This is a genomic window from Chryseobacterium piperi, assembly GCF_002285635.2.
In the GTDB taxonomy this organism is placed as follows: Bacteria; Bacteroidota; Bacteroidia; order Flavobacteriales; family Weeksellaceae; genus Chryseobacterium; species Chryseobacterium piperi.
Genome location: NZ_CP023049.2, coordinates 715,427 through 742,141 on the forward strand (window position 1 = coordinate 715,427; position 26,715 = coordinate 742,141).

22 protein-coding genes are annotated in these 26,715 nt (G+C 34.7%); 18 read left to right on the forward strand and 4 right to left on the reverse strand.

Going from position 1 to position 26,715, the window contains the following annotated elements; genetic code table 11:
- Window positions 1-96: 96 nt before the first annotated feature.
- From CJF12_RS03190 to CJF12_RS03210, 5 genes are all read left to right on the forward strand, one after another.
- On the forward strand, window positions 97-1,587 hold the full coding sequence (locus tag CJF12_RS03190; protein ID WP_034685178.1) for an MFS transporter: 1,491 nt from the start codon (window positions 97-99) through the stop codon (window positions 1,585-1,587).
- Between the two features lie 213 nt (window positions 1,588-1,800).
- Window positions 1,801-3,966 (forward strand): T9SS type A sorting domain-containing protein, encoded by a 2,166-nt coding sequence (locus CJF12_RS03195; RefSeq protein ID WP_034685177.1) that lies wholly within the window; start codon window positions 1,801-1,803, stop codon window positions 3,964-3,966.
- A 188-nt stretch (window positions 3,967-4,154) separates the two neighbouring features.
- Window positions 4,155-5,081, forward strand: a complete 927-nt coding sequence (locus tag CJF12_RS03200) for a mevalonate kinase family protein (protein ID WP_034685176.1) — start codon at window positions 4,155-4,157, stop codon at window positions 5,079-5,081.
- 11 nt (window positions 5,082-5,092) lie between these two features.
- Entirely contained in the window at window positions 5,093-6,022 is a 930-nt protein-coding gene (locus CJF12_RS03205) for a UbiA family prenyltransferase (RefSeq protein ID WP_034685175.1), read from the forward strand.
- A 63-nt stretch (window positions 6,023-6,085) separates the two neighbouring features.
- Complete coding sequence (locus tag CJF12_RS03210) at window positions 6,086-7,258, forward strand: proline dehydrogenase family protein (RefSeq protein WP_034685174.1); 1,173 nt, start codon at window positions 6,086-6,088, stop codon at window positions 7,256-7,258.
- A 196-nt stretch (window positions 7,259-7,454) separates the two neighbouring features.
- Here CJF12_RS03210 and CJF12_RS03215 read toward each other — a convergent pair whose 3' ends face one another.
- Window positions 7,455-7,994 (reverse strand): helix-turn-helix transcriptional regulator, encoded by a 540-nt coding sequence (locus CJF12_RS03215; protein ID WP_034685173.1) that lies wholly within the window; start codon window positions 7,992-7,994, stop codon window positions 7,455-7,457.
- 847 nt (window positions 7,995-8,841) lie between these two features.
- Between CJF12_RS03215 and CJF12_RS03220 the strand changes: the two genes are divergently transcribed.
- Window positions 8,842-9,951: a M14 family zinc carboxypeptidase gene (locus CJF12_RS03220; RefSeq protein ID WP_034685172.1), complete on the forward strand. Its 1,110-nt coding sequence runs from the start codon at window positions 8,842-8,844 to the stop codon at window positions 9,949-9,951.
- Window positions 9,952-10,002: 51 nt separating this feature from the next.
- Here the strand turns inward: CJF12_RS03220 and CJF12_RS03225 are convergent, their stop codons facing one another.
- Window positions 10,003-10,518: a DUF4920 domain-containing protein gene (locus tag CJF12_RS03225; RefSeq protein ID WP_034685170.1), complete on the reverse strand. Its 516-nt coding sequence runs from the start codon at window positions 10,516-10,518 to the stop codon at window positions 10,003-10,005.
- A gap of 144 nt (window positions 10,519-10,662) precedes the next feature.
- Here CJF12_RS03225 and CJF12_RS03230 point away from each other — a divergent pair, with 144 nt between their 5' ends.
- The 6 genes from CJF12_RS03230 (at window position 10,663) to CJF12_RS20530 (ending at window position 18,976) form a co-directional block, all read left to right on the forward strand.
- Window positions 10,663-12,078, forward strand: a complete 1,416-nt coding sequence (locus CJF12_RS03230) for an APC family permease (RefSeq protein WP_034685169.1) — start codon at window positions 10,663-10,665, stop codon at window positions 12,076-12,078.
- 184 nt (window positions 12,079-12,262) lie between these two features.
- Window positions 12,263-12,703 carry a GPW/gp25 family protein gene (locus tag CJF12_RS03235; protein WP_034685168.1) on the forward strand — a complete coding sequence of 147 codons (441 nt, stop codon included), beginning with the start codon at window positions 12,263-12,265 and terminating at the stop codon, window positions 12,701-12,703.
- A 15-nt stretch (window positions 12,704-12,718) separates the two neighbouring features.
- Entirely contained in the window at window positions 12,719-14,602 is a 1,884-nt protein-coding gene (locus CJF12_RS03240) for a type VI secretion system baseplate subunit TssF (RefSeq protein WP_034685167.1), read from the forward strand.
- A gap of 557 nt (window positions 14,603-15,159) precedes the next feature.
- Complete coding sequence (gene uvrA / locus CJF12_RS03245) at window positions 15,160-17,988, forward strand: excinuclease ABC subunit UvrA (RefSeq protein ID WP_034685164.1); 2,829 nt, start codon at window positions 15,160-15,162, stop codon at window positions 17,986-17,988.
- Window positions 17,989-18,270: 282 nt separating this feature from the next.
- Window positions 18,271-18,678 carry a hypothetical protein gene (locus tag CJF12_RS03250; RefSeq protein ID WP_034685163.1) on the forward strand — a complete coding sequence of 136 codons (408 nt, stop codon included), beginning with the start codon at window positions 18,271-18,273 and terminating at the stop codon, window positions 18,676-18,678.
- 163 nt (window positions 18,679-18,841) lie between these two features.
- Window positions 18,842-18,976 carry a bacteriocin-like protein gene (locus CJF12_RS20530; protein ID WP_034685161.1) on the forward strand — a complete coding sequence of 45 codons (135 nt, stop codon included), beginning with the start codon at window positions 18,842-18,844 and terminating at the stop codon, window positions 18,974-18,976.
- Between the two features lie 45 nt (window positions 18,977-19,021).
- On the opposite strand, the gene CJF12_RS03260 is transcribed toward CJF12_RS20530, so the two are convergent.
- Window positions 19,022-19,573 (reverse strand): nuclear transport factor 2 family protein, encoded by a 552-nt coding sequence (locus CJF12_RS03260; protein ID WP_051887298.1) that lies wholly within the window; start codon window positions 19,571-19,573, stop codon window positions 19,022-19,024.
- Window positions 19,574-19,713: 140 nt separating this feature from the next.
- On the opposite strand from CJF12_RS03260, the gene CJF12_RS03265 reads away from it, so the two are divergent.
- From CJF12_RS03265 to CJF12_RS03275, 3 genes are all read left to right on the forward strand, one after another.
- Entirely contained in the window at window positions 19,714-20,226 is a 513-nt protein-coding gene (locus CJF12_RS03265) for a DUF421 domain-containing protein (RefSeq protein ID WP_034685160.1), read from the forward strand.
- A 4-nt stretch (window positions 20,227-20,230) separates the two neighbouring features.
- Window positions 20,231-20,731, forward strand: coding sequence for a GNAT family N-acetyltransferase (locus tag CJF12_RS03270; RefSeq protein ID WP_034685203.1), 501 nt, complete (start codon window positions 20,231-20,233; stop codon window positions 20,729-20,731).
- 273 nt (window positions 20,732-21,004) lie between these two features.
- Window positions 21,005-21,199 carry a hypothetical protein gene (locus tag CJF12_RS03275; protein ID WP_228379094.1) on the forward strand — a complete coding sequence of 65 codons (195 nt, stop codon included), beginning with the start codon at window positions 21,005-21,007 and terminating at the stop codon, window positions 21,197-21,199.
- Between the two features lie 331 nt (window positions 21,200-21,530).
- On the opposite strand, the gene CJF12_RS03280 is transcribed toward CJF12_RS03275, so the two are convergent.
- Complete coding sequence (locus CJF12_RS03280) at window positions 21,531-21,845, reverse strand: DUF4286 family protein (RefSeq protein ID WP_034685156.1); 315 nt, start codon at window positions 21,843-21,845, stop codon at window positions 21,531-21,533.
- A 148-nt stretch (window positions 21,846-21,993) separates the two neighbouring features.
- Between CJF12_RS03280 and gyrA the strand changes: the two genes are divergently transcribed.
- The 3 genes from gyrA to CJF12_RS03295 all read left to right on the forward strand — a co-directional run bounded on the left by gyrA (window position 21,994) and on the right by CJF12_RS03295 (window position 26,664).
- Window positions 21,994-24,597 carry a DNA gyrase subunit A gene (gene gyrA, locus CJF12_RS03285; protein WP_034685154.1) on the forward strand — a complete coding sequence of 868 codons (2,604 nt, stop codon included), beginning with the start codon at window positions 21,994-21,996 and terminating at the stop codon, window positions 24,595-24,597.
- 24 nt (window positions 24,598-24,621) lie between these two features.
- A complete protein-coding gene (locus CJF12_RS03290; RefSeq protein WP_034685153.1) occupies window positions 24,622-25,647 on the forward strand; it encodes a tetratricopeptide repeat protein in 1,026 nt (341 codons plus the stop codon).
- 180 nt (window positions 25,648-25,827) lie between these two features.
- Complete coding sequence (locus CJF12_RS03295; RefSeq protein ID WP_034685151.1) at window positions 25,828-26,664, forward strand: 1,4-dihydroxy-2-naphthoyl-CoA synthase; 837 nt, start codon at window positions 25,828-25,830, stop codon at window positions 26,662-26,664.
- Window positions 26,665-26,715 lie beyond the last annotated feature (51 nt).

A 26,715-nucleotide genomic window follows, 5' to 3' on the forward strand; every position in this document is an offset into this window, starting at 1 on the left:
TAGAGTGTTCTACCATTAAGAAATAGATAAATTTTATAAATTTTCATCCATTTCTTAATGGTTTTTCTATTTTTGTGCAACTAATATTTATTTCACATGTCTGAAATTGAGAATCAACAACCTAAAAATATAAAGAATAATCCTAAGATTATGAAGGCCTGGGCCGTTTACGACTGGGCTAATTCGGTATATTCTCTGGTAATTACTTCTACTATTTTTCCTATTTACTATTCTATTCTTACCACTGCGTACGAAAAGAAAGAATATGTAACCGAAACAAAACAATGGATTGATGTCCCGGTAAGACACTTAATAAAAATCTTTGGAAAAGAATATCAGCCGGACGCTGTGTATGGTTATTCATTGACGATATCTTTCTTTATTGTGGTTTTGCTTTCTCCGTTTTTATCTTCTTTGGCAGATACCATTGGGAATAAAAAATCATTTTTGCAGTTTTTCTGCTATTTGGGAGCAACGTCTTGTATGGGATTAGCCATGTTTACGGGAATGCATAATGTCTTTTTAGGATTGCTCTTCAGTATTACTGCAAGTGTGGGGTTCTGGGGTAGTTTGGTATTTTATAATTCATTTCTCCCTGATATAGCAACACCTGACAAGCAAGATGCCCTTTCCGCTAAAGGATATGTGTACGGATATCTCGGATCTGTTGTTTTAGTGGTAATCTGTTTAATATTGATTCAGGTTTTTGCTAAAGGAGCGGCTCAGCAGCTATTATTTACAAGGATCAGCTTCCTGTTAACAGGAGCATGGTGGTTTGGTTTTTCCCAGTACACATTTAAACATTTACCTCAGTTTGGGAACGTTAAGGACAAGCTTCCTAAAGATCTGGTTTTATTAAATTATAAGAACATCTTTAAAAAGCATGAAGAGCAAGGTGGCTTTTTTGAGGTTTTTAAGGACAATATGAGCTTTTATAAAGATATTGCTAAGGAAAGCTTCCATGAGCTTTTTAAAGTGGGAAATGAGCTCTTTAAAGACAAAAATTTAAAATTCTTTTTATCCAGTTTTTTCTTTTACAGTGTAGGGATGCAGACTATTTTTTTGATGGCTACATTGTTTGGTAAAAGTGAAATCAACCTCGCTCAGGATAAGCTTATCGGAACCCTTTTGGTTATTCAGATTGAAGCGATTATAGGTGCGGTGATTTTCTCGAGACTTTCTAGAAAGATAGGAAATAAGAACGTTATCTCGATTGCTATTGTATTATGGATTGTAGCTTGTATTTGGGCATTCTTCTTAAATAAGGAAAACCCTACGGTAGAATATCAATTCTATGGAGTTGCTGCGGTAGTAGGGCTTGTGATGGGTGGTTTACAGGCTATGTCAAGATCTACTTATTCAAAACTTTTACCAGAAGACTCAATGGAGAATACGACGTTCTTCAGCTTCTATGATGTATTAGAGAAAATAGCGATTATTATAGGAACATTTATATTTGCAACCCTTATTGAGCATTTTAATAATATGCGTATAGCAGCTCTTTCTATGACCTTGTTTTTTGGAGTTGGATTGGTATTAATCCGATTTCTGAAAGTCAAAACACTTAAGAGCCGGGATACTTTATAAATAAAAACAAAAAATTAAAAGACGTTAGAAATAACGTCTTTTTTTATGACCATCCAAAAGTTGGTATACTAATAAATGATGGGTTTTTAATGTGTTTTTTTTAATTAAACTATATTTTTGTTGTATTTAAATCTGCTATTTGCTGTAAATTGTGATAATTAATCACATGATGTGGAATTTTTTTGTTTATTTGTATTAATTAATAATATGATAATGATAAAAAAAATTCTACTTCTTAGCATTTTTCTATGCTTTATTTTAAGTTTTTCTCAAGGTGTAAGACCTGTAGCCCAAAAAATATCAGAATATCACCATCAGGGCAAAAGTTTTGCAGGATATGATTTGTTTGAAGTTAATAAAGCTTCATCAAAAATGACTGAATATAAAAGAGCAGCTACGGATATTACAATGATGACTATTAGTTCTGCTGAGCTTAAAAGACTTGTTAAAGAGAAACCTGAAGTGATTGAAATGTCATTTCCATTCCAGGGAGATAAAAAAATTACTGTTGAATTATATAAAAACCAAATTTTCACCAGTAATTTTAAGGTAACTACCAATAAGGGAGAAATTATACCTTATACTCCTGGAGTATATTACCAGGGAATTGTAAAAGGAGATCAAACATCAGTGGTTGCATTTAGTTTCTTTGACAATGATGTGGTAGGAGTAGCGTCAACGTCTGTTCTGGGAAATGTTATCGTTGGAAAAGTGAAAAATTCTGAAGATTTCGTTAGTTATTCTGAATCTAAACTGACAGGAGCCAATCCATTTGTTTGTGGGGTAGATGAATTGAAGGAAAATCAGAATCAAAAAATCGCATTTGATCCCGGAACGAGCAAAAAAGCGGTAACGGAAAACTGTGTAAGAATTTATTACGAAGTTTGCTATAAGCCTTACCAAAATAATGGTTCCGACCCTGTTACAGTGACCAACTGGCTTACAGCAGTCCACAACAACATCGCAACACTCTACAATAATGATGATGTAAAGGTAGCATTAAATGAAATTTTTATCTGGACAACAGCTGATCCTTATACTGGAGCTCCAGGTGCTAATCTTAGTAGTTTTAGAACTAACAGGCCTACATTCAATGGAGATTTGGCTCATTTGATTAATGCTCCTGCTACAACAAGTGTTGCGTATCTCAATTCACTTTGTACGGGAAATAAATATGCTTATTCAGGGATTTCACAAACTTATTCCAATGTACCTGTGTACTCCTGGACGATACAGGCCATGACTCATGAAATGGGACATAGTCTGGGTTCTCCTCATACCCACGCATGTGCATGGAACGGAAATGGAACGGCAATTGACGGATGTGGAGCACAAGCAGGATATAGTGAAGGATGTAATGGTCCGATTCCTTCAACTACAGTTAAGGGAACCATTATGAGCTATTGCCATTTAATTTCAGGTGTAGGGATTAGTTTTAGCAACGGATTTGGCCCTCAACCGGCAGCACTGATCAGAAATACAGTAGACTCCAAAGCTTGTTTAGGGACTAACTGTACAACAGCTTGCAGTACTACCATTACTGCGATGAATATCTCGAATGTTACAGTAAATGCAGCGAATGCATCTATTACCGATGCTGTTTCTACATCATGGAAATATAAACTTACCACGATGGATGGCACTGTTGTAACATCAGGTAATACCACAACACAAAATCTTAATTTAACCAATCTCCAGCCAGCGACTTATTATAAGCTTTTAGTTGGTTCAAGCTGCTCAGGATCTAACGCCTATCAAAGGTCACAAATCTTTTTGACAGATGCTGACTGGTGTGGAGATGCTCTTTTTACCGATACAGGTGGAACTACAGGAAGTTATGGTGATAATGAGACTATTGTCAAAACATTTTATCCAAATTCCGGTTCAGCTCTCACTTTGAATTTTACAGAGCTTGCTCTGGAAGAAGATTATGATTATTTGTATATCTACAACGGACCTTCTACTACATCACCATTGTTTGCCAATGGTACATTAACAGGAAATACACTTCCGGGCCCATTTACTTCGACTCATTCGAGTGGGGCAATTACCGTAAGATTTGTTTCAGATCCTGGAGTGACGGAAGATGGCTGGAAAGCTAATTTCTCATGTGCTGTTTTAGGAATTGAAGAGGTTAGTACCAAAGATAATACGGTAAATATTTTTCCTAATCCTGCAAAAAATATGATCACTATTTCATCAAAAGAAAATCTGAAATCGTATAAAATGTATGATGCAGCCGGAAGAGTAGTTTTATCATCTTCTTCATTGAAAGGGAATAAACTTGAAGTTAATATCTCTTCAGTTCAGACTGGAAATTACGTGGTTTCTGTAGAAACAGATAAACAAACCGTTATCAAGAAATTAATCAAACAGTAATATAATTCCTGTTGTTATCGATCAAAGCCTGAATTTATCAGGCTTTTTTCATGTCAGGCTAAATAGCCATAAAAGGTGAAAAGATTTAGCATAATGGTCTTCTAACAATAAAAAATATAGGAATTCGGCCTGAATTTTGCTTATATTCAGCAGAATAATTTTAAATTTGCAAAAAGATTTATTGTCAAATGACGAACCCTCTATTTTATGCTAAAATAATTCTGTTTGGAGAATATGGGATGATAGAAGACTCTCAGGGTCTTGTTGTACCTTATAGCTTTTATAAAGGAGCCTTAAAATTCTCTGATCTGAATTCCGATTTTGAGCTGAAATCTAATCAGCACCTGCAGAAATACTCTGATTTTCTTGCGGAACTTGACCTGTCTGATGATTTCAAACTAAATATTGAAAGTTTTAAAAACGATATTTCAAACGGACTTTTCTTTGATTCTAATATCCCGCAAGGATATGGAGTGGGAAGTTCAGGAGCTCTGGTAGCTGCTATTTTTGAGAGATATTCAGTGAATAAACTTAATCCGGATACTATTTCAAAAGATAATCTGAAGAAATTAAAAGCTGTTTTTGGCGAAATGGAGAGCTATTTCCATGGTAAAAGTTCTGGAATGGATCCTTTGATCTGTTATATGAATCTGCCTATTCTTATTGAAAATAAGGAAAATCTGGACAGAGTTTCAATTCCTGATGGAGAAGAAGGTAAGGGAGCTATATTTCTTATAGATTCCGGGATGACAGGAGAGACAGGACCTATGATTCAGATTTTCTTTGAAAAAATGAAAACCGAAGGATTCCGTAAGACACTAAAAGAAGAATTTATCCGTTATAATAATGCTTGTATCGAATCTTTTCTGAAAAAAGATATGAATCCTTTCTTCAGAAATTTAAAAAAGCTTTCCCATTGGGCTTACGAACATTTCCGTCCGATGATTCCTGAAAGTATTTTTAATATCTGGAAAAAAGGACTTGATTCCAATGCATATTATCTTAAACTCTGCGGAAGCGGTGGTGGCGGTTATATTTTAGGTTTCACCAAAGATTATGAAAAGGCAGAAAAAATGCTTGATGGCTTTAATAAAGAAATTATTTACAGATTCTAAATATATTGGGAATGAATTCTGAAAAAGAAACTTTCCAATCAAAAAACTTTATATCTAAATCTTTATTTTATAGATTCTCACAATTCGTGGGCTTTCTCTTGGGAGCAAGGTTCTTTGTGGCTGCTTTGCTTACATTTGCCTTGTATGTTTCTACATTTTTTCTCTTTAATCAAGAGGAAAGCTTCAGAAAATTTGTCTTCGATTTTAAAGTCCATGGAATTATTTTCTGTACTGTTCTTACCATTTTGGCCGGAGGTATTATTAATCAATTCTATGATTTTGAAAAAGACCATGTAGTAAAACCATTTCGCACAAGGCTTCAAAGCTTTATTTCCCAAAAATATTTCTTATATGCTTATTTGTTTTTAAGCATTATTTCTTTAGGAGTGGCATGGTTTATTTCCCATAATGTTTTTATTTTCTTTCTGGTTTATCAGTTTTTTATGTGGTTTTATAGCCATAAGCTGAGCCGTATATTATTCCTGAATAACCTTACTTTTGTAAGTCTTACCCTTTATCCTTTTTTTGGAATGATGGTATATTATGAAACTTTTTCCAGAAAAGTTCTCTTAATGGCCATATTTCTTTTTCTTATCCTTTTATGCATAGACATCGTAAAAGATACCCTTACAAAAAGTGTAGATAAGGCATTCGGATATACTACAATTCCTAATTTTTTTAAAAACAAAACAGCGAAGATCATCATCATATCCTTGTTGATAATTACAATGGCAGTATCTATGAAACTGATTACCAAAACGGGAATTACAGGATTTATGGCCTATTACTTTGCCGGAGGGATATTTATTATGATTCTTTGCATCTATCTTATGCTTACTTACACCCGAAAGAGCAAGTTCGTTACACTCAATATATTAAGACTTTGGGTATTTGTAGGAATTGTTGCAATGCTTTTAAACGGAATTGAGAGTAAATTATAAAAATATTTTTTAAAAAGACTGAGGTTATTATTACCTTTGCAAAATTAAATTTAATAAAAAGGAATGCCCATTTTTAACGATACTAAAGTTGCATTTGCAGATAAAACAGATGCCCAATTGAAAAAAGCATATTGGATGTTTAAAATGATTGAACAGCCAGCTTTAACAAGTGTTGGAACCTCTATTCTTAATTTTACGGTTCATCATAATTTTCCGTTCGTTACAGGAATTGTTAAGAATACTTTATTCGAGCAGTTTTGCGGTGGTGAAACACGGGAAGAAAGTATGAAAGTAGTAAAGCAACTTTTCAAAAGAGGAGTTGGAAGTATTTTCGATTATTCCATTGAAGGAAAAGAAGATGAAGAAACGTTTGATGCGGTATGTAAGGAGATTAAAGATATCGTACGATTTTCCGTAGGTAATCCGGCTATTCCTTTTATCGTTTTTAAGCCTACTGCTTTCGGGAGAATGGATCTGTATGAAGCTGTGGGTAAAAATGCAGAATTGACGACAAGCCAGAAAGAAGAATGGGAAAGAGTTGTTAAAAGATTTGATGAGGTTTGTAAGCTTTGCCATGAACATGATAAGAAAGTTATGGTAGATGCGGAAGAAACCTGGATGCAGGATGCAGCTGATCATCTTTGTGAAGAGATGATGGAGAAATATAACCAGGAGAAACCTATTGTCTGGAATACCATTCAGATGTATAGAACAGGAAGGCTTGAGTATATGGAAGAACATTTACAAAGGGCAAGAGAAAAGAACTACTTCATCGGCTATAAAATTGTTCGTGGTGCCTATATGGAAAAAGAAAGAGCAAGAGCAGAGCAGAGAGGCTATGCAGACCCGATCCAACCTACCAAAGAAGCTACCGATAAAAATTACAATGCCGGAATTGATTTTGTGATGAACCACCTGGATAAAGTTTCTGCGTTCTTTGGAACCCATAATGAGATTTCTTCCGAGTTGGTGATGGATAAAATGAAAACCAAATCTCTCGAAAACGGGAATCCTCATGTTTATTTTGGACAGCTTTACGGGATGAGCGATAACATTACCTTCTATTTGTCAGATAAGGGCTACAATGTGGCTAAATATCTTCCTTATGGACCTGTAAAGGATGTTGTTCCGTATCTTACAAGAAGAGCCCAGGAAAATACTTCTGTTGCAGGGCAAACAGGAAGAGAGCTGGGACTTATCAAAAAAGAATTGGAAAGAAGAAAAAGCAATAGATAATTTATTGTAATCATAAAAAAAGAGGCAGTCTCAAAATGAGATTGCCTCTTTTTTGTTTTAACTACGAACGTGTCAAAAAAATTCGTGTATTCGTGGCTAAAAAAGAATGCGCATATATTTATTCAATATGAGATTCAGTTTCTGATTTTCAAAGCAACATTTTTATGCAGCTCCAAAAATTCTGCTAAATCATTTTTTAAGGTTCAAAACTTTCGAATTTTCCGTTTTCGTAGAATAAAACAATCCTTTTTATTTTATGACTTTGATTTCCAATAACTTGACTAATGATTTGTTCATTTGATCTTTCTAATCGCTGAGAATCCTTTATTTTTTCCTGTGATGTACCTTGATGAGCTATACTTGATTCTCGGGAGGTCGGTTTTGGACTGCTTATTTCTGCTTCTTCAATACCAAAATCATCATCATTGTTCATCATCGTAAATAAATCGGGAAGAGAAGTAGGCTTAACCTTATCCTCTTCAATTTCTTCCTGTGCTTTGATAGGAGCTTCCGGTAATTCAGACTTTAGCATTTCACCTTCACCATTCACCAACCAGTCCCAAAGAATCTCAGGGAAGTGTGATTTTATTTTTATGATAAACTCCAGGGAAGGCTTGTTCCTTCCTGATGTAATATGCGAAATAGAAGAACGCTGTACATCTACCTCGTCTGCAAATTCAGAAGGAGTCAGTTTAGAGTATTCGATAACTTTTGAAATTCTTTCATTTAAACTCATAAAAATAAGCTTTTAATCATTTTACAAATGTAAAAATATAATTTACAATTGCAAAATACAAATGTAAACAATTTTCAACTTATTCAGTATACAAAAGTAAACGATGTATTTTACTGATAAACAATAATTTATAATGTTGATAAAATTTAATCTCTATTTTTAATAAACAATTTATCCTCAAATTACATTTTTAAAAAGTAGACTTAAAGTAAAAGATGAGGTAAATATTTTATTGGTATTTCTCTGGTTGAATAACTTCGGTAAACATCCTATTGATGGTATTGTACTAATGTTTTTAATGTTAATTATACGTATATAGAGTAGGAGACTGGCTAAATAGCTGATTATATAGATAAATGATCAATTCATCCTATTATTATTAACCTGCTAAATGCCCAAAACCTCTTATATACCCTCATTTCATAAGTTTCTTAAGATAAAGGACCATGAGACGATATAAGGCCAATTAATGGAACAGTTAGGTAATTTTGTAAAATCTAAAATCGATCAAAATTTAAGAGCTAAATTCAAAATTTATTAACAATTTACATTTGTATATAATGCAAGTAACATACTTTTTCCACACTTTTTCATGTTTAAGTTAGTTACGCTCATTTGTTGATAAATAGAGTTTTAATCACTTAAAGTAAGGTTATAATTATAATTTATATAAACATTATAATATATTGAATATTATCTACTTGAATAATAGTAATTAAATTATTAGCAATCCACAATTTTATCCACAGACATTCTGTCTATTTACAATGTTTAATAAAGTTACAAATGTTAATTTCTTTTTCTGCTTAAAAATGGCTATTTTTGACTCTTGTAAATTATTATTCAAATGAAATTTGAACAGATCTACCGTGAGAATACCGATTTTCCTAATCGCTATATTTCCCCTGAAAAATTATTTTCTTACCTACAGACGAATCTCAGCGATTATATTCAAGAGATTGGAAAGTCATATCTTGAAAAGCCTATTTATAAATTAAGCAAAGGAACCGGTAACCTATCTGTTCTGGCTTGGTCGCAGATGCATGGAAATGAGTCTAACGCTACGCATGCAATGCTGGATCTGCTAATCAGCTTGGATAATGCTCCTGAACTGAAAGAAGAATTATTTACTAAAATCAAGCTGGATTTTATCTTTATGTTAAATCCAGACGGATCGGAAAGATGGACCAGACTTAATGCTGCAGATATCGATCTGAACAGGGATTTTCACAATGAAGCCAGCAAGGAAATTAAATTTCTTAAGAATATGGTTTCTGCGCATCCGTATGATTATGCATTAAACTTACATGAGCAGAGGACGATCTTTACCACTGACGGAATCCATCCGGCTACCCTCTCTTTTTTAGCCCCATCGGAAGATGAAGAGCGTACCGTTACGCATAACAGGAAAAAATGTATGGCAGTTATCGCCAGTGTTTATAATCATCTTAAAGAGTTAATTCCAAATCAGATCGGAAGGTATTCTGATGAGTTTTATCCTACATCTACAGGGGATAACTTTATTAAGGCAGGAATGCCGACTATCTTATTTGAAGGGGGACATTTTGTAGATGACTATACAAGGAAGGGAACACGTAAATACTATACTATTGCGCTTTACTACGCTTTGAAAGCAATCAGTGAGCTAAACTCTGATATTACGGGATGGGAATCTTATCTGGATATTCCTGAAAATAAAGAAACACATTACGATATTATATACAGGAATGTGAAACTGAATACAGATCATCATTGTGTGTTGGATATTGCAGTTCAGTACAGGGAAGTAAAAGAAGATGGAAAAGACGATATTTCTTTTATTCCTTTTGTAATGGAGGTGGGAGATGTAAAGAAAAAGAACGGATGGCTGGAAATAGACTGTGCAGATAAGAAATTTGTTTGTTCAACGAAATATCCCAAACTGGATGAAAAAGTAAATTTTACAATTGAAGAATAAAATAAAAAGCGGAACAATTTGTTCCGCTTTTTTTATCTAACCCTAAGGCTGTTAATTCACTACCTTAATTCCATTAGCTACAAACCTGATTTCTTCTTTAGGCTTTGTAATGGCATCAATTTCAGATTGTGGTTTCTTAGCGTCTTCTGCGTAATGCTTTTGTTCATCAACTGAAATTACTTTCCTTTCAGCATTGCCTTCTAATACTACATTTTTCCCTTTGAGAGCAGTAGGAACAAAAAAGGCGTAGTCTTTCATTTTAACGAAAAACTGAGAATCATCTTCAGTCTGTATCGTCAGCCAGCACCCTTTTTTCTCACAAACGTCAGTTACCTTGCCCTTAATTGCTACATTTTCTACTTTTTTATTATCTTTTTTAAGTTTTTTACCTAGTTTATCAACAGAAATTGCTTTAGATTCTGATGTAGAAGCTACTCCAGCTCCGTAGGTGTCTCCTATAACAGCATTTCCGGCCGGAGGAGAAAATTTCTTGGGTGAGGTTTCTTGCGCAAATGTTAGCGTAGAAGCACTGATTGCTACTGCAAATAGTATAATGTTGAATTTCATTTTTATTATTTTTTCCAAAAATAACAATAATAAATGAATTAATAAGTGCGAAAAACTTGTTAAAAAACAGCTGTAATCCCAAATTTAAAACAAATTTCAAAATCGAATGCTTATTTGTTTATATTTGAAAACTTTAAATAACGTATGCAGAAAAAATTAAAACTTTGGGATGCCATTATGCTGGTAATGGGTTCCATGATAGGAAGCGGAATCTTTATTGTAAGCGCCGATATGATGCGGAATTTAGGCTCTGGATACTGGATGATCGTGGTATGGGTAATTACAGGCATAATGACAGTAGCCGCAGCGATAAGTTATGGAGAGCTTTCTGCCTTATTTCCTAAAGCAGGAGGGCAGTATACCTATCTTAAAGAGATCTTCGGGAAGAGGATGGGATTCTTATATGGATGGGGACTTTTTACAGTTATTCAGACCGGGACAATTGCTGCTGTAGCAATGGCTTTTGGTAAATTTACCGCTTATCTCGTACCTGCTCTTAATGATGCCCAACCTATTTTTCAAAGTGGTGAATTTAAAATTACCTGGATACAGATATTAGCAATAGCGATTATTATCTTATTGACGTATATTAATACCAGAGGAGTGGAAAGTGGTAAACTGCTTCAGAATATTTTTACAGGGTCTAAAATCATTGCATTATTAGGCTTAATTGCGGCTGGTTTCATATTGGTTGATTTCTCACACCTTTCCGAAAACTTTGCATCCGGTTATGAGGCTTTCAGTAATCTTAAAAAAGATGCAGGAGGAGATTTTCTTAAGAATGGATGGGAACCAATAGGAGGAATGACTTTGTTAGGTGGGATTGCTGCAGCGATGGTGGGGTCTGTTTTCAGTTCAGTGGCCTGGGAAAGCGTAACTTTTGTATCCGGAGAGATTGATAATCCAAAGAAGAATGTCGTAAAATCAATGATTTTTGGTACATCAGCAGTGATGATCCTCTATATAGCCGTAAATTTTGTTTATCTGAATTCGCTTGACAGAGATTCTATTGCATTTGCAGCCAATGACAGGGTAGCGGTTGCTGCATCCCATCATATTTTTGGCAGTGCAGGAACCGTCATTATTGCTTTATTGGTGATGGTTTCTACATTTGGATGTGATAACGGTCTGATTCTGGCAGGTGCAAGGGTTTTCCAAACCATGGCAAAAGATGGAATGTTCTTTCAGGCGGCAGAAAAAAACAATAAAAATGAAGTTCCCGGAAATGCATTATGGATGCAGGGGGTCTGGGCTTCCCTTTTATGCTTAAGTGGTCAGTACGGAAATCTACTGGATATGATTTCCTTTGTTATTGTTCTGTTTTATATGATTACTGTTTTTGGCGTCATTTACCTAAGATTTAAACAACCTGATCTTGAGAGACCTTATAAAACGTGGCTCTATCCTGTTACCCCTATTATTTACTTACTGATAGGAGCAGGTTTCTGTATTTTATTGCTGATTTATAAACAACAATATACCTGGCCGGGATTCGTACTTGTTTTACTGGGATTACCGGTTTATTATTTTATCAACAGAAATAAAAAGGCCAGAGAATAGCTTTAATAAAAAGAATATTTCTGCTGATCTGAGTCTATCATGTAATTGCGGCTTCCAAAACTATTTGGAAGCCGTAAATTTTAAATCATTTTTAAATTCGGATAATATATTATTTCCTGAAAATGTTTAAATTGGTATTTTGTTTTATATCAATTAAACCATGAAGTAAAAACAAAGTTGACTTATGGACACACCAAATTACAGAATGCCTTTTGTTCCATCAACATTAATGTCCGAAGGAGGAAGTATTGATACCTGCGACATGGGAGAGAGCATCGCCCATAACATTATGCTGCTGATCACAACCAAAAAAGGCGAAAACAGATATGATGAAAATTACGGAAACGATGTTTGGAATCTTGAATTCGATAATGGAGTTACAAGCGCTGTTTGGGAAAACATTTTTATTAAAAGTCTTAAAAGACAGATACAGGAATATGAACCCAGAATTGTTCAACCGCAAATTGACGCTCACATCCAAATTGTAGAACATAGCTATGACACCAAAGAACATACGGAAATCAAGAAAAAAGTGAAGATTGCCATTAATGCCAAAATGGAGGCTACGGGTGATCGGTTCAGTTTTTCCACAGAATTATTTCTGAGTCCGATGTCTATTGATTAATATGTAATTAGAATTATGAATTTAGATCAGAATATTTATTCCAAAGAATCCGTAAAAGCAAGAATGCTTCAAAATGCGACCAAAGTCTGGGGATTAAAAAGTCCACAGTCTTTAGATCCTTTTGTGAAATTGCTAATCGATGCATTCAGTACGGAGATTTTTAAAGCAAATAACGAAATACAAACAGTAAATGCCAGAATCCTTGAAAAACTGGCTAAATTACTGACCCCATCTATTTATACTCATCCTATTCCTTCACATGCTATAGCATTTACCCAGCCTTATGAATCTTCCGAGATCTTATTGGGGCATACGGAGTTTTTTTTCAGAAAGCAAATGACTTCAACGGTAAAGTCGGAATCGGATAAACAGATCAATATTCCTTTCACACCTATCGGAAATGTAAGAATTAATAAGGTGCAAACTTCAGTCATGTTTGTTGGGAATACTTGTTACAGTATTGATGAAAGACTGAATAAAATTCCTATCGCAAGGTTTCAGGGGAAACCTGAAGATTACAGGAAAATAACTATTGGAGTTAATGTATCTAAATATACAAGTGAAAATTTTCCTAAATATTTAAGCTTGTTTTGCTCGAATCCTGCTTTTGAACATCTTGATTTTGTGTATAAGCTTTTACCTTACCTTACTGTTTCCAGTAATGGAAATCCTTTATTTGTGAGAGAAGGATTGTCTTATCTTAAAAACTCGCAGACTGAAGGTTACGAACAAATGTTTCGGGAACAATCAATCAGAACAAAAACGATAGAAGATATCAAGAGTATTTATCATCATAAATTTATTGAAATAACCGGGCTGTCTGGCAGTTTATTTTCTGATACAGGGCAGCTTCCTCAGAATCTGGATTTCCTTGAAGGCAGAGAAGAGATCGAAAAATATATTGAAGGGAAACGATTTCTGTGGTTAACCTTTGAATTTCCTCCTCAATTTTCGGCTGAAATTCTGGATAATTTTTCATTTGTATTCAATGCTTTTCCTATTTATAACAGAGGATGGAAAAAAACGGAATATAGTCTGGATATTATGGGGAATAATATACCTCTGGTGACGGATGAAGGTGAACACTTTTTATATGTAGATGAGGTCCAGGATGGAGAAGGAAGAAGATATACCGAAATTCCTTTTACTCCGGCTGATGATTTGAAGAAAGGATTGTACACTGTGAGAAAAGGGGGCATGGAACGGTTTACCAATAGAAATGCCGTCGATATGATTGCAAACGTATTAGAACTGACCAGAGATGAAATTGCGGCATTTTCTCTTTTGAACAGAGATAATGTGAAAGGAGTACTAAGTGAGATGTCGGATAAGATGAAATCAATGGTACAAAAGGTTAATAATGCTAAAAGAAGTATTAAGCAGGAGCTGAACTATGTTATTATGGAACCTGTCGAAAAAACAGATCATACTTATGCTTCTTTCTGGATTACCCATTGTACACTGGCTAATCATATGCGTCCGGGAACGGAGCTTTCCAATCAGTTAAAATCACAAACACTGGTACTTCTTACGGAAACTATTGGCGGTGCAGAAGAGCAAAAAGGAACAGATAGTATTCAGGCCTATAAATATGCCTTAACGACAAGAGATAAGATTATTTCCCTGGAAGATGTTAAAAACTATTGCAGAATGGTTTTAAAAGATGAGGTAAAAGAAGTAAGGGTGAAAAGAGGAACCATGATCAGTAATAAACCTAAAGAGGGATTCGTGCGAACGGTTGAAATTGAAATTATTCCACAGAACTATACTTTTTATGGAAGAGCTTACTGGGAAAACATGGCCAATATTCTCCGGAATCAAATTATTTCAAAAGCCATAGATGGGATTGAATATATGGTTCGGGTGAGCAATGAGGATACAGATTTTTTTGAGAATTAATTGAAAATAAGCTATAGAGAAGAAGGCCGGTAATGATTTATCGGCTTTTTTATTTTAATAGACCTGCCTAATCCGCATGATTTGAGAGAATTAGTAAAATTGTTGTATCATTGATTTTACAGATGTTTTAAACACAAAGTCGCAAAGTATTTTAGAAGAAACATGTTTTTAAGACGCAAGGGCGTTTCACTTAGCAAGGGCTAAATGTTTTTATTATCCCGCAGATTTCACAGATGTTTTAAACGCAAAGTCACAAAGTATTTTAGAAGAAACATGTTTTAAGACGCAAAGGCGTTTCACTCAGCGAGGGCTGAATGTTTATTATCCCGCAGATTTCACAAATAACACAGATGATTTTTATTACGGTGAGTAATCCATATTGAAGAATATATCTGTTTTTGAAACTTTCTGAGAAAATCACATTCTGATACGAGATGATCTTAAATAAATAAGGAACAATAACGATAGACATTTTCCATGTACTTTTTAACGTATAAATTTCATAAAATTCCGTATTTTTGCACTTTGTGATTTTCAGGTAAAATCATTCCCAAATTATGAGTAAATCAACAGAATATATAGAAGTTTACGGTGCCCGTGAGCATAATCTAAAAAATATTAATGTAAAAATTCCACGTAATGAATTGGTCGTAATTACCGGTCTTTCCGGGAGTGGAAAATCGTCATTAGCTTTTGATACGATTTTTGCTGAAGGGCAACGCCGTTATATTGAAACATTTTCAGCTTATGCACGTCAGTTCCTTGGAGGCTTGGAACGTCCCGATGTTGATAAAATTGAAGGACTTTCTCCTGTAATTGCCATAGAACAAAAAACGACGAATAAAAACCCGCGTTCCACTGTAGGAACCGTTACTGAACTTTATGATTTTCTTCGTTTATTGTATGCAAGAGTTTCAGATGCATATTCAATGTCTACAGGGAAAAAGCTGGTAAGTTATACGGAAGATCAGATTCTTGAAACCATTAAAGAAAACTATAAAGGTGAAAAGCTTATGCTGATGGCTCCGGTTGTTCGTTCCAGAAAAGGGCACTACCATGAGCTTTTTGTTCAGATGGCAAAAAAAGGATACGGACAGGCAAGAATTGATGGTGAGCTACAGGATATTGAATATGATTTAAAATTGGATCGTTATAAGACTCACGATATTGATATTGTAGTCGATCGTTGGATCATTGGGGAAAGCGCATCCGAAAGTAGAATGGAGAAGTCGTTGAGAACAGCGATGGAAATGGGTGAAGGGATTATCGGTATTCAGAAATTAGGAGGTACGGATATCGAGTATTTCTCAAAGAACCTCATGGATGCTGAGACCGGACATTCTCTGGCGCTGCCTGAACCCAATACTTTTTCATTCAATTCTCCAAAAGGGAGTTGCCCGGACTGTAAAGGACTTGGAACAATTAAAAAAATAAATACGGATTATTTTGTTGATAATCCAAAGCTATCCATCAACCAAGGGGCTTTATTACCATTAGAAGATATCAAGTCTAATAAATGGATCTTAGCACAGATTAAAAGTATTCTTGAAATTTTTGGCCTTGGATTGACAACTCCAATGAAAGATATTCCTGAAGAGGCATTAGACTATATATATAACGGTTGTCATAAAGAATTCAATAAAGATCTTAAGTATGCCGGGATTACTAAAAAGATAAAAATCAGCTTTGATGGATTGATTCCTTTTATGGAAGAGATTATTGAAGAAAAGGAATCTTATGAAGGAGTTCTGCTGGAAAGGCATTTTACAACAGAAGAAACTTGTCCTGAATGTCATGGTACCCGTTTACAGCCGTCAAGCTTAAGTTTTAAAATCGATGGAAAAAATATTGCTGAGGTCAATGCGTTGAGCCTAGCTGACCTTAAAGATTGGCTGCACGATGTTAAAGATAAATTTTCAGAGAAAAATAAGATCATTGCTCACGAAATTTTAAAAGAGATTGAAACCAGACTCCAGTTTTTATTGGACGTGGGATTAGATTATTTAAGTCTGAGCAGAAGTTCAAAAACACTTTCCGGAGGAGAGTCTCAAAGGATTCGTCTGGCTACCCAAATCGGATCCCAGTTGGTGAATGTATTATATATTTTGGATGAACCTAGTATTGGTCTGCATCAAAGAGATAATGAGAGGTTGATCAATTCACTTAAAAACCTTAGGGATATCGGAAACTCAGTGCTCGTGGTAGAGCATGATAAAGATATGATCCTTGAAGCAGATGAGGTTTTGGATATTGGCCCGAGAGCAGGGAAGTTTGGTGGTGAAATTCTTTGGCAGGGAAAACCGCAAGATTTATTAAAAGCAGATACGATAACAGCCGACTATATTACCGGAAAAAGAAAAATTGAAATTCCAGCTGAAAGAAGGGCAGGGAATGGAAAAAATATACTGTTAAAAGGAGCTACAGGAAATAACCTTAAAAATGTGACTCTTGATATTCCTCTTGGAAAGCTTGTGGTGGTGACAGGGATTTCAGGAAGTGGAAAATCTTCTTTGATTAACGGAACTTTATATCCGATTCTTAATAAACATTTTTACAGAGCAGTTCAGGAACCTTTACCTTATAAAAAGATTGAAGGACTTGAGAACATTGATAAAATTGTAGATGTTGATCAGACTCCTATCGGAAGAACTCCCCGTTCTAATCCGGCTACTTATACAGGAATGTTTACGGATATCAGAAACCTTTTTGCTGAATTGCCTGAAAGTAAGATTCGTGGTTATAAGCCGGGAAGATTTTCTTTCAATGTTAAAGGAGGAAGATGTGAAACATGCCAGGGTGGTGGCTTGAAAGTCATTGAGATGAATTTTTTACCTGATGTATATGTTCATTGTGAAACTTGTAACGGAAAGCGTTTCAACAGAGAAACCTTGGAGGTTCGTTATAAAGGGAAATCCATTTCCGATGTATTGGATATGACAATTGATGAAGCGGTAGATTTCTTCCAGCCTATTCCTAAGATTTTTGCTAAGGTGAAAACATTGCAGGATGTTGGATTAGGGTATATTACATTAGGACAGCAGTCGACGACTCTTTCTGGAGGAGAAGCTCAGCGTATCAAGCTGGCTACAGAATTAGCAAAGAGACAAACAGGAAATACCTTGTATATTTTAGATGAGCCGACTACTGGTTTGCACTTCGAAGATGTGAAGATTCTGATGGAAGCGATCAATCAATTGGTAGAACTTGGAAACTCATTTATTATCATTGAACATAATATGGATGTTATTAAGCTGGCAGATCATATTATTGATGTAGGTCCGGAAGGAGGAAAGTACGGTGGGCAGATTGTAGCCCAGGGAACTCCTGAAGAAATTGTAAAATCCAAGAAAAGTTTGACAGGTAAATTCTTGAAGAGAGAATTATAGAAAATATAAGTTTAAAACTTAAATACAAGAAGCCACAATAATTATTGTGGCTTCTTGTATTTAATGATAAATATTAATTGAAATAATAGGTTTTATGAATTTTTTTAGATTCTAATATTAATTTTTTAATTATTTTAAAAATTTATTTATTTGAAAATCAGTATTTTATGTTTTAATGTGAACTTAATGTTAACGACATGTGAATTTAGTATTAATTATTTTTAATATCTTTGATTCAGAGATACAGAATAAGTTCAATATATAATTTAAAACCAAAGAGTTATGAAAAATAAAATTCAAATATTTGTTGCTTCACTTTTCGTTTGTGGTTTCATGGTAGTTTCTAACCAGATGAAAGCTCAGACTACATCAAATAATAACACTATTCAGGAAGTGCAATTAAATAAAAATGATGCTTTCAGTGAAATAAGAAACCTGCTGATGGCTAATTTTGATTTTACCAACTCTGATTATAAGCAAGGAACTGTTAATTCACAAGTTCAGTTTGAAGTTTCTGATGATGGAAAGATTGTTAATGTACGTTCTAAAGGAGACTGTAAAAATGTGAGTAAAGAGATTGAAAACGTCTTAAGTCACCTTCAGTATAGAATTGACAGTAAGAAATTAAACGATAATATGATTGCATCTACCTATGTGATGCCTGTAAGGGTAGATATCAATAACAGATAAAATAAAATCTTTTATATAGGAGAGCCATACGGATTTATTCCGTGTGGCTTTTATTTTTTTGATAAAAACTAACTGTGAATAGTGAAAATTTTAAATATAAAATTGTAATAATTGAATAAAAAATTCGTTTTATTTTTAGTCAACTATTCAAAATTAAAACATTATGAAAAATTTAAAGAAACTTAACAAGCAAGAATTAAAAACAGTATATGGTGGAGAGCCTAAAAAGTATTGCGTATACTGTGAAAGATTAAATAAGATCGTATGCAGTGAAGCTCAAATTGCTCAATGCCCTTAAAAAAAGAAAGCAGCTAAAAATAGCTGCTTTTTTATTTGTTTTATTTTAATTATTCTCAGCGTACGAGATAAAAGCATTTAAACTGCTTTTGAGATCTGATGAGTTACTGATAGAATTATTAAAACTAATATTATCAATCTTCCACTGATGATCTGTGTTGATCAGATGAATGGTATCAGTCCAGATTATTTTAGGAGATACTTTATCATATTCAAAATCCACGGTAACCTTAGCCCTGTTGGAAATAATATCAATCGATTTAATATTATAAGAAGTATAGCCTTCATACAAGCTTGAGAATACAGCACCCTCAAGTAAAAGAGGTTTGTCTGTAGGGTAATTACTGCTCTTAACTTTTTTTATGTCAGTTTTCGAATTGTAGATGGACTTTTCTAGTATTTCTTTCAGATCAGAAGAAAATAGGTTGGTCTCAATAGGCTGATTATATAAAGCTTCGTTAGATTGACCATACACTCTATATAATTGGGTTACTTTCTGTTTAATTTCAGCATTGGCTGACTGTTTATTGTAATCGGGTTCGTTTTTACAAGAGGCTAATACTAAGAAAATACTTAGATAGAAAAAAAATCGTTTCATTTGTTGTGCTTTAGGGATTTAGACCCTTTTCATTGAATCACAAATTTTATACCAATTCTTTGCTTTTAAAAAAACATTCAACTTAAAATTTACTTCGGTATTTTAAGAATTCTTTACTACATTTGGATAAATAATTTCCAGTGAACTCCATTCTAGATGTAGTGGTACGCTCGCTTTGCGTTTACCTTTTTATGGTTATTGCAATCCGCTTGTTTGGTAAAAACCAGCTTTCTCAGCTTAATGCAGGGGATGTGGTTTTATTACTGCTTATTTCCAATGCGGTACAAAATGCAATGGTAGGGCCGGATACTTCTTTACAGGGCGGACTTATTGCTGCACTTGTTCTTTTTGTAGCTAATTTCCTCTTAAAAAGACTAATGTTTTCCAATCATTCCTTTGAGACTTTTATGGAAGAAGATCCTATAATTTTAATCAAAGACGGAGTGGTAAATGAAAAGGGGCTTAACAAAGTGAAAATTACTAAAGACGAGCTCGAAGAAGCAATACGAGAACATGGAGTGGAAAAGATTGCCAATGTGAAATTATCTATTCTGGAAGTTGATGGGAATATCAGTGTCGTGTCTGAAGATGATGAAAGTAAGCAAACCCACTATTCAAGAATCAAAAGAAAAAATAAAAGAAAATATCATTAAACAAATGAACTACGAGATCAGAGAAATGCTTCCCGACGATGAGGTACGGGTTTTAGAAATATTTCAACAGGGGATAGACGGCGGTATTGCTACATTTGAGACCGAAGTGCCTAATAGAGAAGTCTGGAATACGGAATTTTTTAACGATTGCAGATGGATATTGGAGAACGAAACCAGTGAAGTGGTGGGATGGGCTGCTTTGAAACCGGTAAGCAAAAGAGAATGTTTTAAAGGTGTGGCCGAAGTAAGCATTTATTTTGATTCTAATTACCAGGGAAAGGGTTTGGGTTCAGTCTTGCTGAAAAAGTTGATTTTAGACAGCGAAAACCATGGTTTCTGGACATTGCAATCTAACATCTTTCCCGAAAATGAAGCTTCGATAAAATTTCATCAGAAAAATGGATTCAGAACAGTAGGAATTCGAAAGAAAGTAGGGAGGCTGAACGGAGAATGGAAAGATCTGGTTATGCTTGAAAAAAGAAGTGAAACAGTTGGATTTGAGTAGTATTAGGTAGCAGGTTATAGGTGGTGGTGGAAAATTGAAGAGTTCGAGATTCGAGTTTCGGGTTTCGTGATTGTTGTTCAAGTTATTATTTTTGTTCTAACTTCTAACTTCTAACTTCTAACTTCTAACTTCTAACTTCTAACTTCTAACTTCTAACTTCTAACTTCTAATTTCCTTTTTGGCATTAAAATGGTTTATTTTCATTTCGGAATTTGAAATAATGAAAATATGAAAGGTTTGATAAAGATAGTAGGAGCTGTATCTATAGTGTTTATGCTCGCAAGCTGTACAGTACAAGAACGTCACTATCATGGAAGGAAAGGAATGCCGCCGGGACAGGCAAAAAAAGTGTATGGAGGAAGTGCCAGATACTATGCTCCCGGACAGGTGAAAAAGAGAACTTACTATTATGAATATGATGATAGAGGTCATAAGGATAAAAAGCGTAAAAAACATTACAGAGATTAGTATCTGATAATAAAAAAAAGCCTTGAAAAATCAAGGCTTTTTTTGTTTTTTTATATGAGGTCATAAAATAAATATTCGGAATACAATATTCTGGCATTCAGCTTGTTTGTATTATTTTATGTCATAAATAAAACATATGAAAACTTTCACCAAAATTATCGGAGTATTCATTTTGGCTGGTATACTGGTTTCATGCCTACATCGTCCGCCACTGCCTCCAAGACCGCCTGAGCCTCCAAGGCATCATGCGAGATAAGAAAGACATGTATTTGATTGAATATCAAAAGAAATAGAAAAGCACTGTAATCGTACAGTGCTTTTATCTTGAAAATTACATTCTTGATTTTTTTGGATTCAGGAAGGTATTGAAAATAATAACTTCGTCGCCAAACTTTTTTTCTACTATTTCAGCAATATTCACCAATTCGCTTTTAATGAAATCACTCCGGAGATCATCATTATCGAATATCAAAAGAAGGTTATAATTTTTTCCATCTTCGATATAATCACTATGTACTTCAGAAAGAATATATTTACTGACATCCATGAGATTTTCAGTCATTAAAACCAATGTTTCGTCCATATAATTTTCCCATTTCTCCAGATTATTTTTTGTACAGTGGAAAGTTATACTTAATACGCTCATATTTTAAGAATTTTTAAGATTTTGTGGATAAATTCTAGGACAAAAATCGGTAAAAATTTCGTAAATTAGCCCGTTAATAAAAATCCGAAATAAATAATTTTCAGACCCACAGCTAATGGTCTGACTATCATTATAATAAAATTTGTTTATGCAAAAAGAAGGAGAAAGACTAATTCCTATCAACATTGTTGATGAAATGAAGTCATCTTATATCGATTATTCGATGTCAGTTATCGTTTCCAGAGCGTTACCTGATGTAAGAGATGGCTTGAAACCCGTTCATAGAAGAGTGCTTTATGGTATGTATGGATTAGGGGTTTTTTCTAATAGAAAATACTTAAAATCTGCGAGAATTGTTGGGGATGTATTAGGTAAATACCACCCGCATGGAGACTCCTCTGTTTATGATGCAATGGTAAGAATGGCTCAGCCTTGGAGCTTACGTTATCCTCAGGTTGACGGCCAGGGTAACTTTGGTTCAATGGATGGTGACCCGCCAGCGGCAATGCGTTATACCGAGGCAAGATTGAAAAAGATCTCTGACGATATACTTGCTGATCTTGACAAAGAAACTGTTGATTTTCAGAATAACTTCGATGATAGCTTACAGGAACCTACTGTAATGCCTACCAAAATTCCAAATCTTTTAGTAAACGGAACTTCGGGTATCGCTGTTGGTATGGCAACGAATATGGCGCCACACAACTTATCTGAATCAGTAGATGCTATTACTGCCTATATTGATAACAAAGATATTACTATCGATGAATTGATGCAGCACATTGTTGCTCCGGATTTTCCAACAGGTGGAATTATTTATGGATATGACGGAGTAAGAGATGCATTCCATACAGGGAGAGGAAGAGTCGTTCTTAGAGCAAAAGTAAGCTTCGAAGAAATAGGAAACAGAAATGCTATTATCGTTACTGAAATTCCTTACCAGGTAAACAAAGCTGAAATGATTGCCAGAACAGCTGAGTTAGTGAAAGATGAAAAGATTCCTGGAATTTATGAGATAAGAGATGAATCCGATAGAAATGGACTTCGTGTCGTTTATGAATTAAAGAACGATGCTATTCCGAATGTTGTATTGAATCTATTATATAAATATACATCACTTCAGACATCTTTCAGTGTTAATAATATTGCTTTAGTACATGGAAGACCGGAGCAGCTGAATTTAAAAGATATTATTCATCACTTTGTAGAGCACAGACATGAGGTTGTTATAAGAAGAACTCAATTCGAGCTTAGGAAAGCAAAGGAAAGAGCACATATCTTGGAAGGATTCATGAAGGTGATCGGTACACAGGATTCATTAGATAAAGCTATTTCTATTATTCGTCACAGTGCTAATCCTCAGGCTGCAAAAGAAGGCTTAATTCAGGAGTTTGATCTTTCAGAACTTCAGGCACAGGCAATTCTGGATCTTCGTTTGGCTCGTTTAACCGGAATGGAACTTGATAAGATCCGTGATGAGTATGACGCAATTATGAAAGAGATTCAGAATTTGGAAGATATTCTGGCAAATGAAAGCAGAAGATTCGAAATTATTAAAGAAGAACTATTAGAAGTAAAAGAAAAATACGGAGACGAAAGAAGAACTGAAATCGATTATTCAGGTGGAGAGATGTCAATTGAAGACATTATTCCAAACGAATCGGTAGTTCTTACGATTTCTCATGCCGGATATATCAAAAGAACTTTACTTTCAGAATACAAAATTCAAAGTAGAGGAGGTGTAGGAAACAGAGCTGCAACAACAAGGGATGAAGACTTCCTGGAGTACATTGTTTCTGCGACGAACCACCAATACATGTTATTCTTTACAGAAAAAGGAAGATGTTATTGGCTAAGAGTATTTGAAATTCCGGAAGGTTCTAAAACAGCAAAAGGAAGAGCTGTTCAGAATCTGATCAACATCGAACCGGATGATAAGATCAAAGCATACATCAGAACAAACAACCTAAAAGATTCTGAGTACGTGAATCAGATGAGCGTTGTGATGGTTACCAAAAATGGAACAATCAAGAAAACGTCACTAGAAGCTTACTCTAGACCTAGGGTTAATGGAGTAAATGCGATTGAAATCAGAGATAATGATCAATTGTTATCTGCTTATTTAACAAACGGAACTTCTGAGATCATGATCGCTACTAAGAATGGTAAATGTATCCGTTTCCCTGAAGAGAAAGTAAGAGAAGTAGGTAGAGGTTCTATCGGGGTTCGTGGTATTATGATGGAGGATAATGATGAGGTAATTGGTATGATTGTTGTGAACGATGTAGAGAACGAAACCGTTTTAGTTGTTTCTGAAAAAGGATACGGTAAGAGAACTGCCGTAGAAGATTACAGAATTACAAACAGAGGAGGGAAAGGAGTGATCACTCTTAACATTACCGAAAAAACCGGAAATCTTATCGCTATTCAGAATGTAACTGATGAAGATGGACTGATGATTATCAATAAGTCTGGTGTTGCTATTCGTATGAATATGGATGAGATGAGAGTAATGGGTAGAAATACTCAGGGAGTGAGAATGATTAATCTTAAGAAAAATGATGAAATTGCAGCGATTGCAAAAGTAGCAATGGATAAGGATGTTGAGGAAGATTTGGAAGAAAATGGAGAAGGAGTAGATGTACCTGCTGAAAATGGCAATCCGGAGCTTAATGCAACACCTCAATTGAATAATAATTCAGAAAATGATACCCCGGCAGAAGATGCTGAGAATTCTGATTCTGAAGAATAAAGGTAAATAAAATAAATTGTTATTATGAAAAAGCTAATTTTAAGTATAGCGATCATTTCTTCAGCTTTTGTTTTTGGACAGAAGAAAGACGTAAATGCTCAGCTACAAGATGCTAACAAGGCAGCTATGGATGCATACAATGCAAAAAACTATGCTGTTGCGGCTCCAAAGTTTTTAGAAGTTTATAACTTGTTGAAAACTAATGGTCAAGATGATAAAGTATATATGTATTATGCAGGGCTTAATTACGCTTTAGCTAATAATATTGACGAAGCTACCAAAATATATACTGAACTGATCAATTCAGGATATACAGGAGTTCAAACCAACTACACGGCAAAAGATAAAAAGACAGGTCAGGTAGCTACCTATGATAAAGCAACATGGGAAATGTTGAAAAAATCAGCTGATTATTCTGATTTCAAAACAGAACAAACTCCAAGTGTTGAGCCTGATTTATATGAAACTTTATCTACTTTGCTTTTAAATGCAAAGAAAAATGATGAAGCTTTAGCTATTATTGAAAAGGGGTTAGCTAAATTCCCTAATAATGCGAAGTTGAAAGATTTCCAAAGTACAGCTTATTATCAGTCAGGAAATACAGATAAGTTTATTACTACGCTTAAAGAACAGTTAGCAAAAAATCCTAATGATGCTACCAACTGGTATAATCTGGGAGTAATGCAGTCTAAAAACCCTGCAAGTGCTGCTGATGCTGAAGCTTCTTTCAAGAAAGCTATCGAGTTGAAACCAGACTTTGCTAATGGTTATCAGAATTTAGTATATACTATAATCGGAGAAGATGATAAAGCAGTCAATGAAATCAATACACTTAGAAAAACTAAGCCGGATGATGCGACTAAACTGATTGAGGCAAGAAAGGAAAGATTCAACAAGGCTTTACCTTATGCTGAAAGCTGGTATAAAGCACTTCCTAATGATATCAATGCTGTTACTATGTTAAAAGAGATTTACAGCATTACTAAAGATCAGGCTAAAATGGCTGAAATGAAAGCTAAAGAAGCTGAACTTCAGGCAAAAGCTAAATAATTATTCTTTTACAAGAATCTATTGATTATAAACAAAAACCGGAACAAATTGTTCCGGTTTTTTTGTTTTTCCAGATCATAATAAGATTACAGAATTTCAATATTTTTTTAGACGATTATCCTCATTTTTGGACTTAAAAATTCTCTGTAATTCCGTATCTTTGAGAAAAATTTTTACAAAATGATTGAGTGGAAAACCGCCAAAGAATACGAAGATATTACCTATAAAAAATGTAATGGTGTAGCGAGAATTGCGTTCAACAGACCGGAAATTCGTAACGCTTTCAGACCTAAGACAACTTCTGAATTATATGATGCTTTTTATGATGCTTATGAAGACTCCTCAATAGGGGTTGTTTTGCTTTCAGGAGAAGGACCGAGTCCCAAAGACGGAGGCTGGGCTTTCTGTAGCGGAGGTGATCAGAAAGCGAGAGGACATCAGGGATATGTAGGAGAGGATGGAAGACATCGTTTGAATATTCTGGAAGTTCAGCGTCTGATTCGTTTTATGCCTAAGGTAGTCATCGCGGTTGTTCCGGGCTGGGCTGTTGGTGGCGGACATTCACTTCATGTGGTTTGCGATCTTACTTTAGCAAGTAAAGAACATGCTATTTTTAAACAAACCGATGCTGATGTTACCAGTTTTGATGGTGGATATGGTTCCGCTTATCTGGCCAAAATGGTGGGTCAGAAAAAAGCTCGTGAGATTTTCTTTTTAGGAAGAAACTATTCTGCTCAAGAGGCATTAGAAATGGGAATGGTGAATGCGGTGATTCCTCATGCTGAATTAGAAGATACTGCTTACGAATGGGCACAGGAAATCCTGGCCAAGTCTCCGACTTCTATCAGAATGCTGAAATTTGCAATGAACTTAACAGATGATGGTATGGTTGGGCAGCAGGTTTTTGCAGGAGAAGCAACCCGTTTAGCTTACATGACTGAAGAAGCGAAAGAAGGAAGAAATGCATTCCTTGAAAAAAGAAAACCGGATTTCGGGGATAATCAATGGATATCTTAACATTAGTAACAGGCAATGAGTAATTTTCACATTATTTATTGCTAATTACTT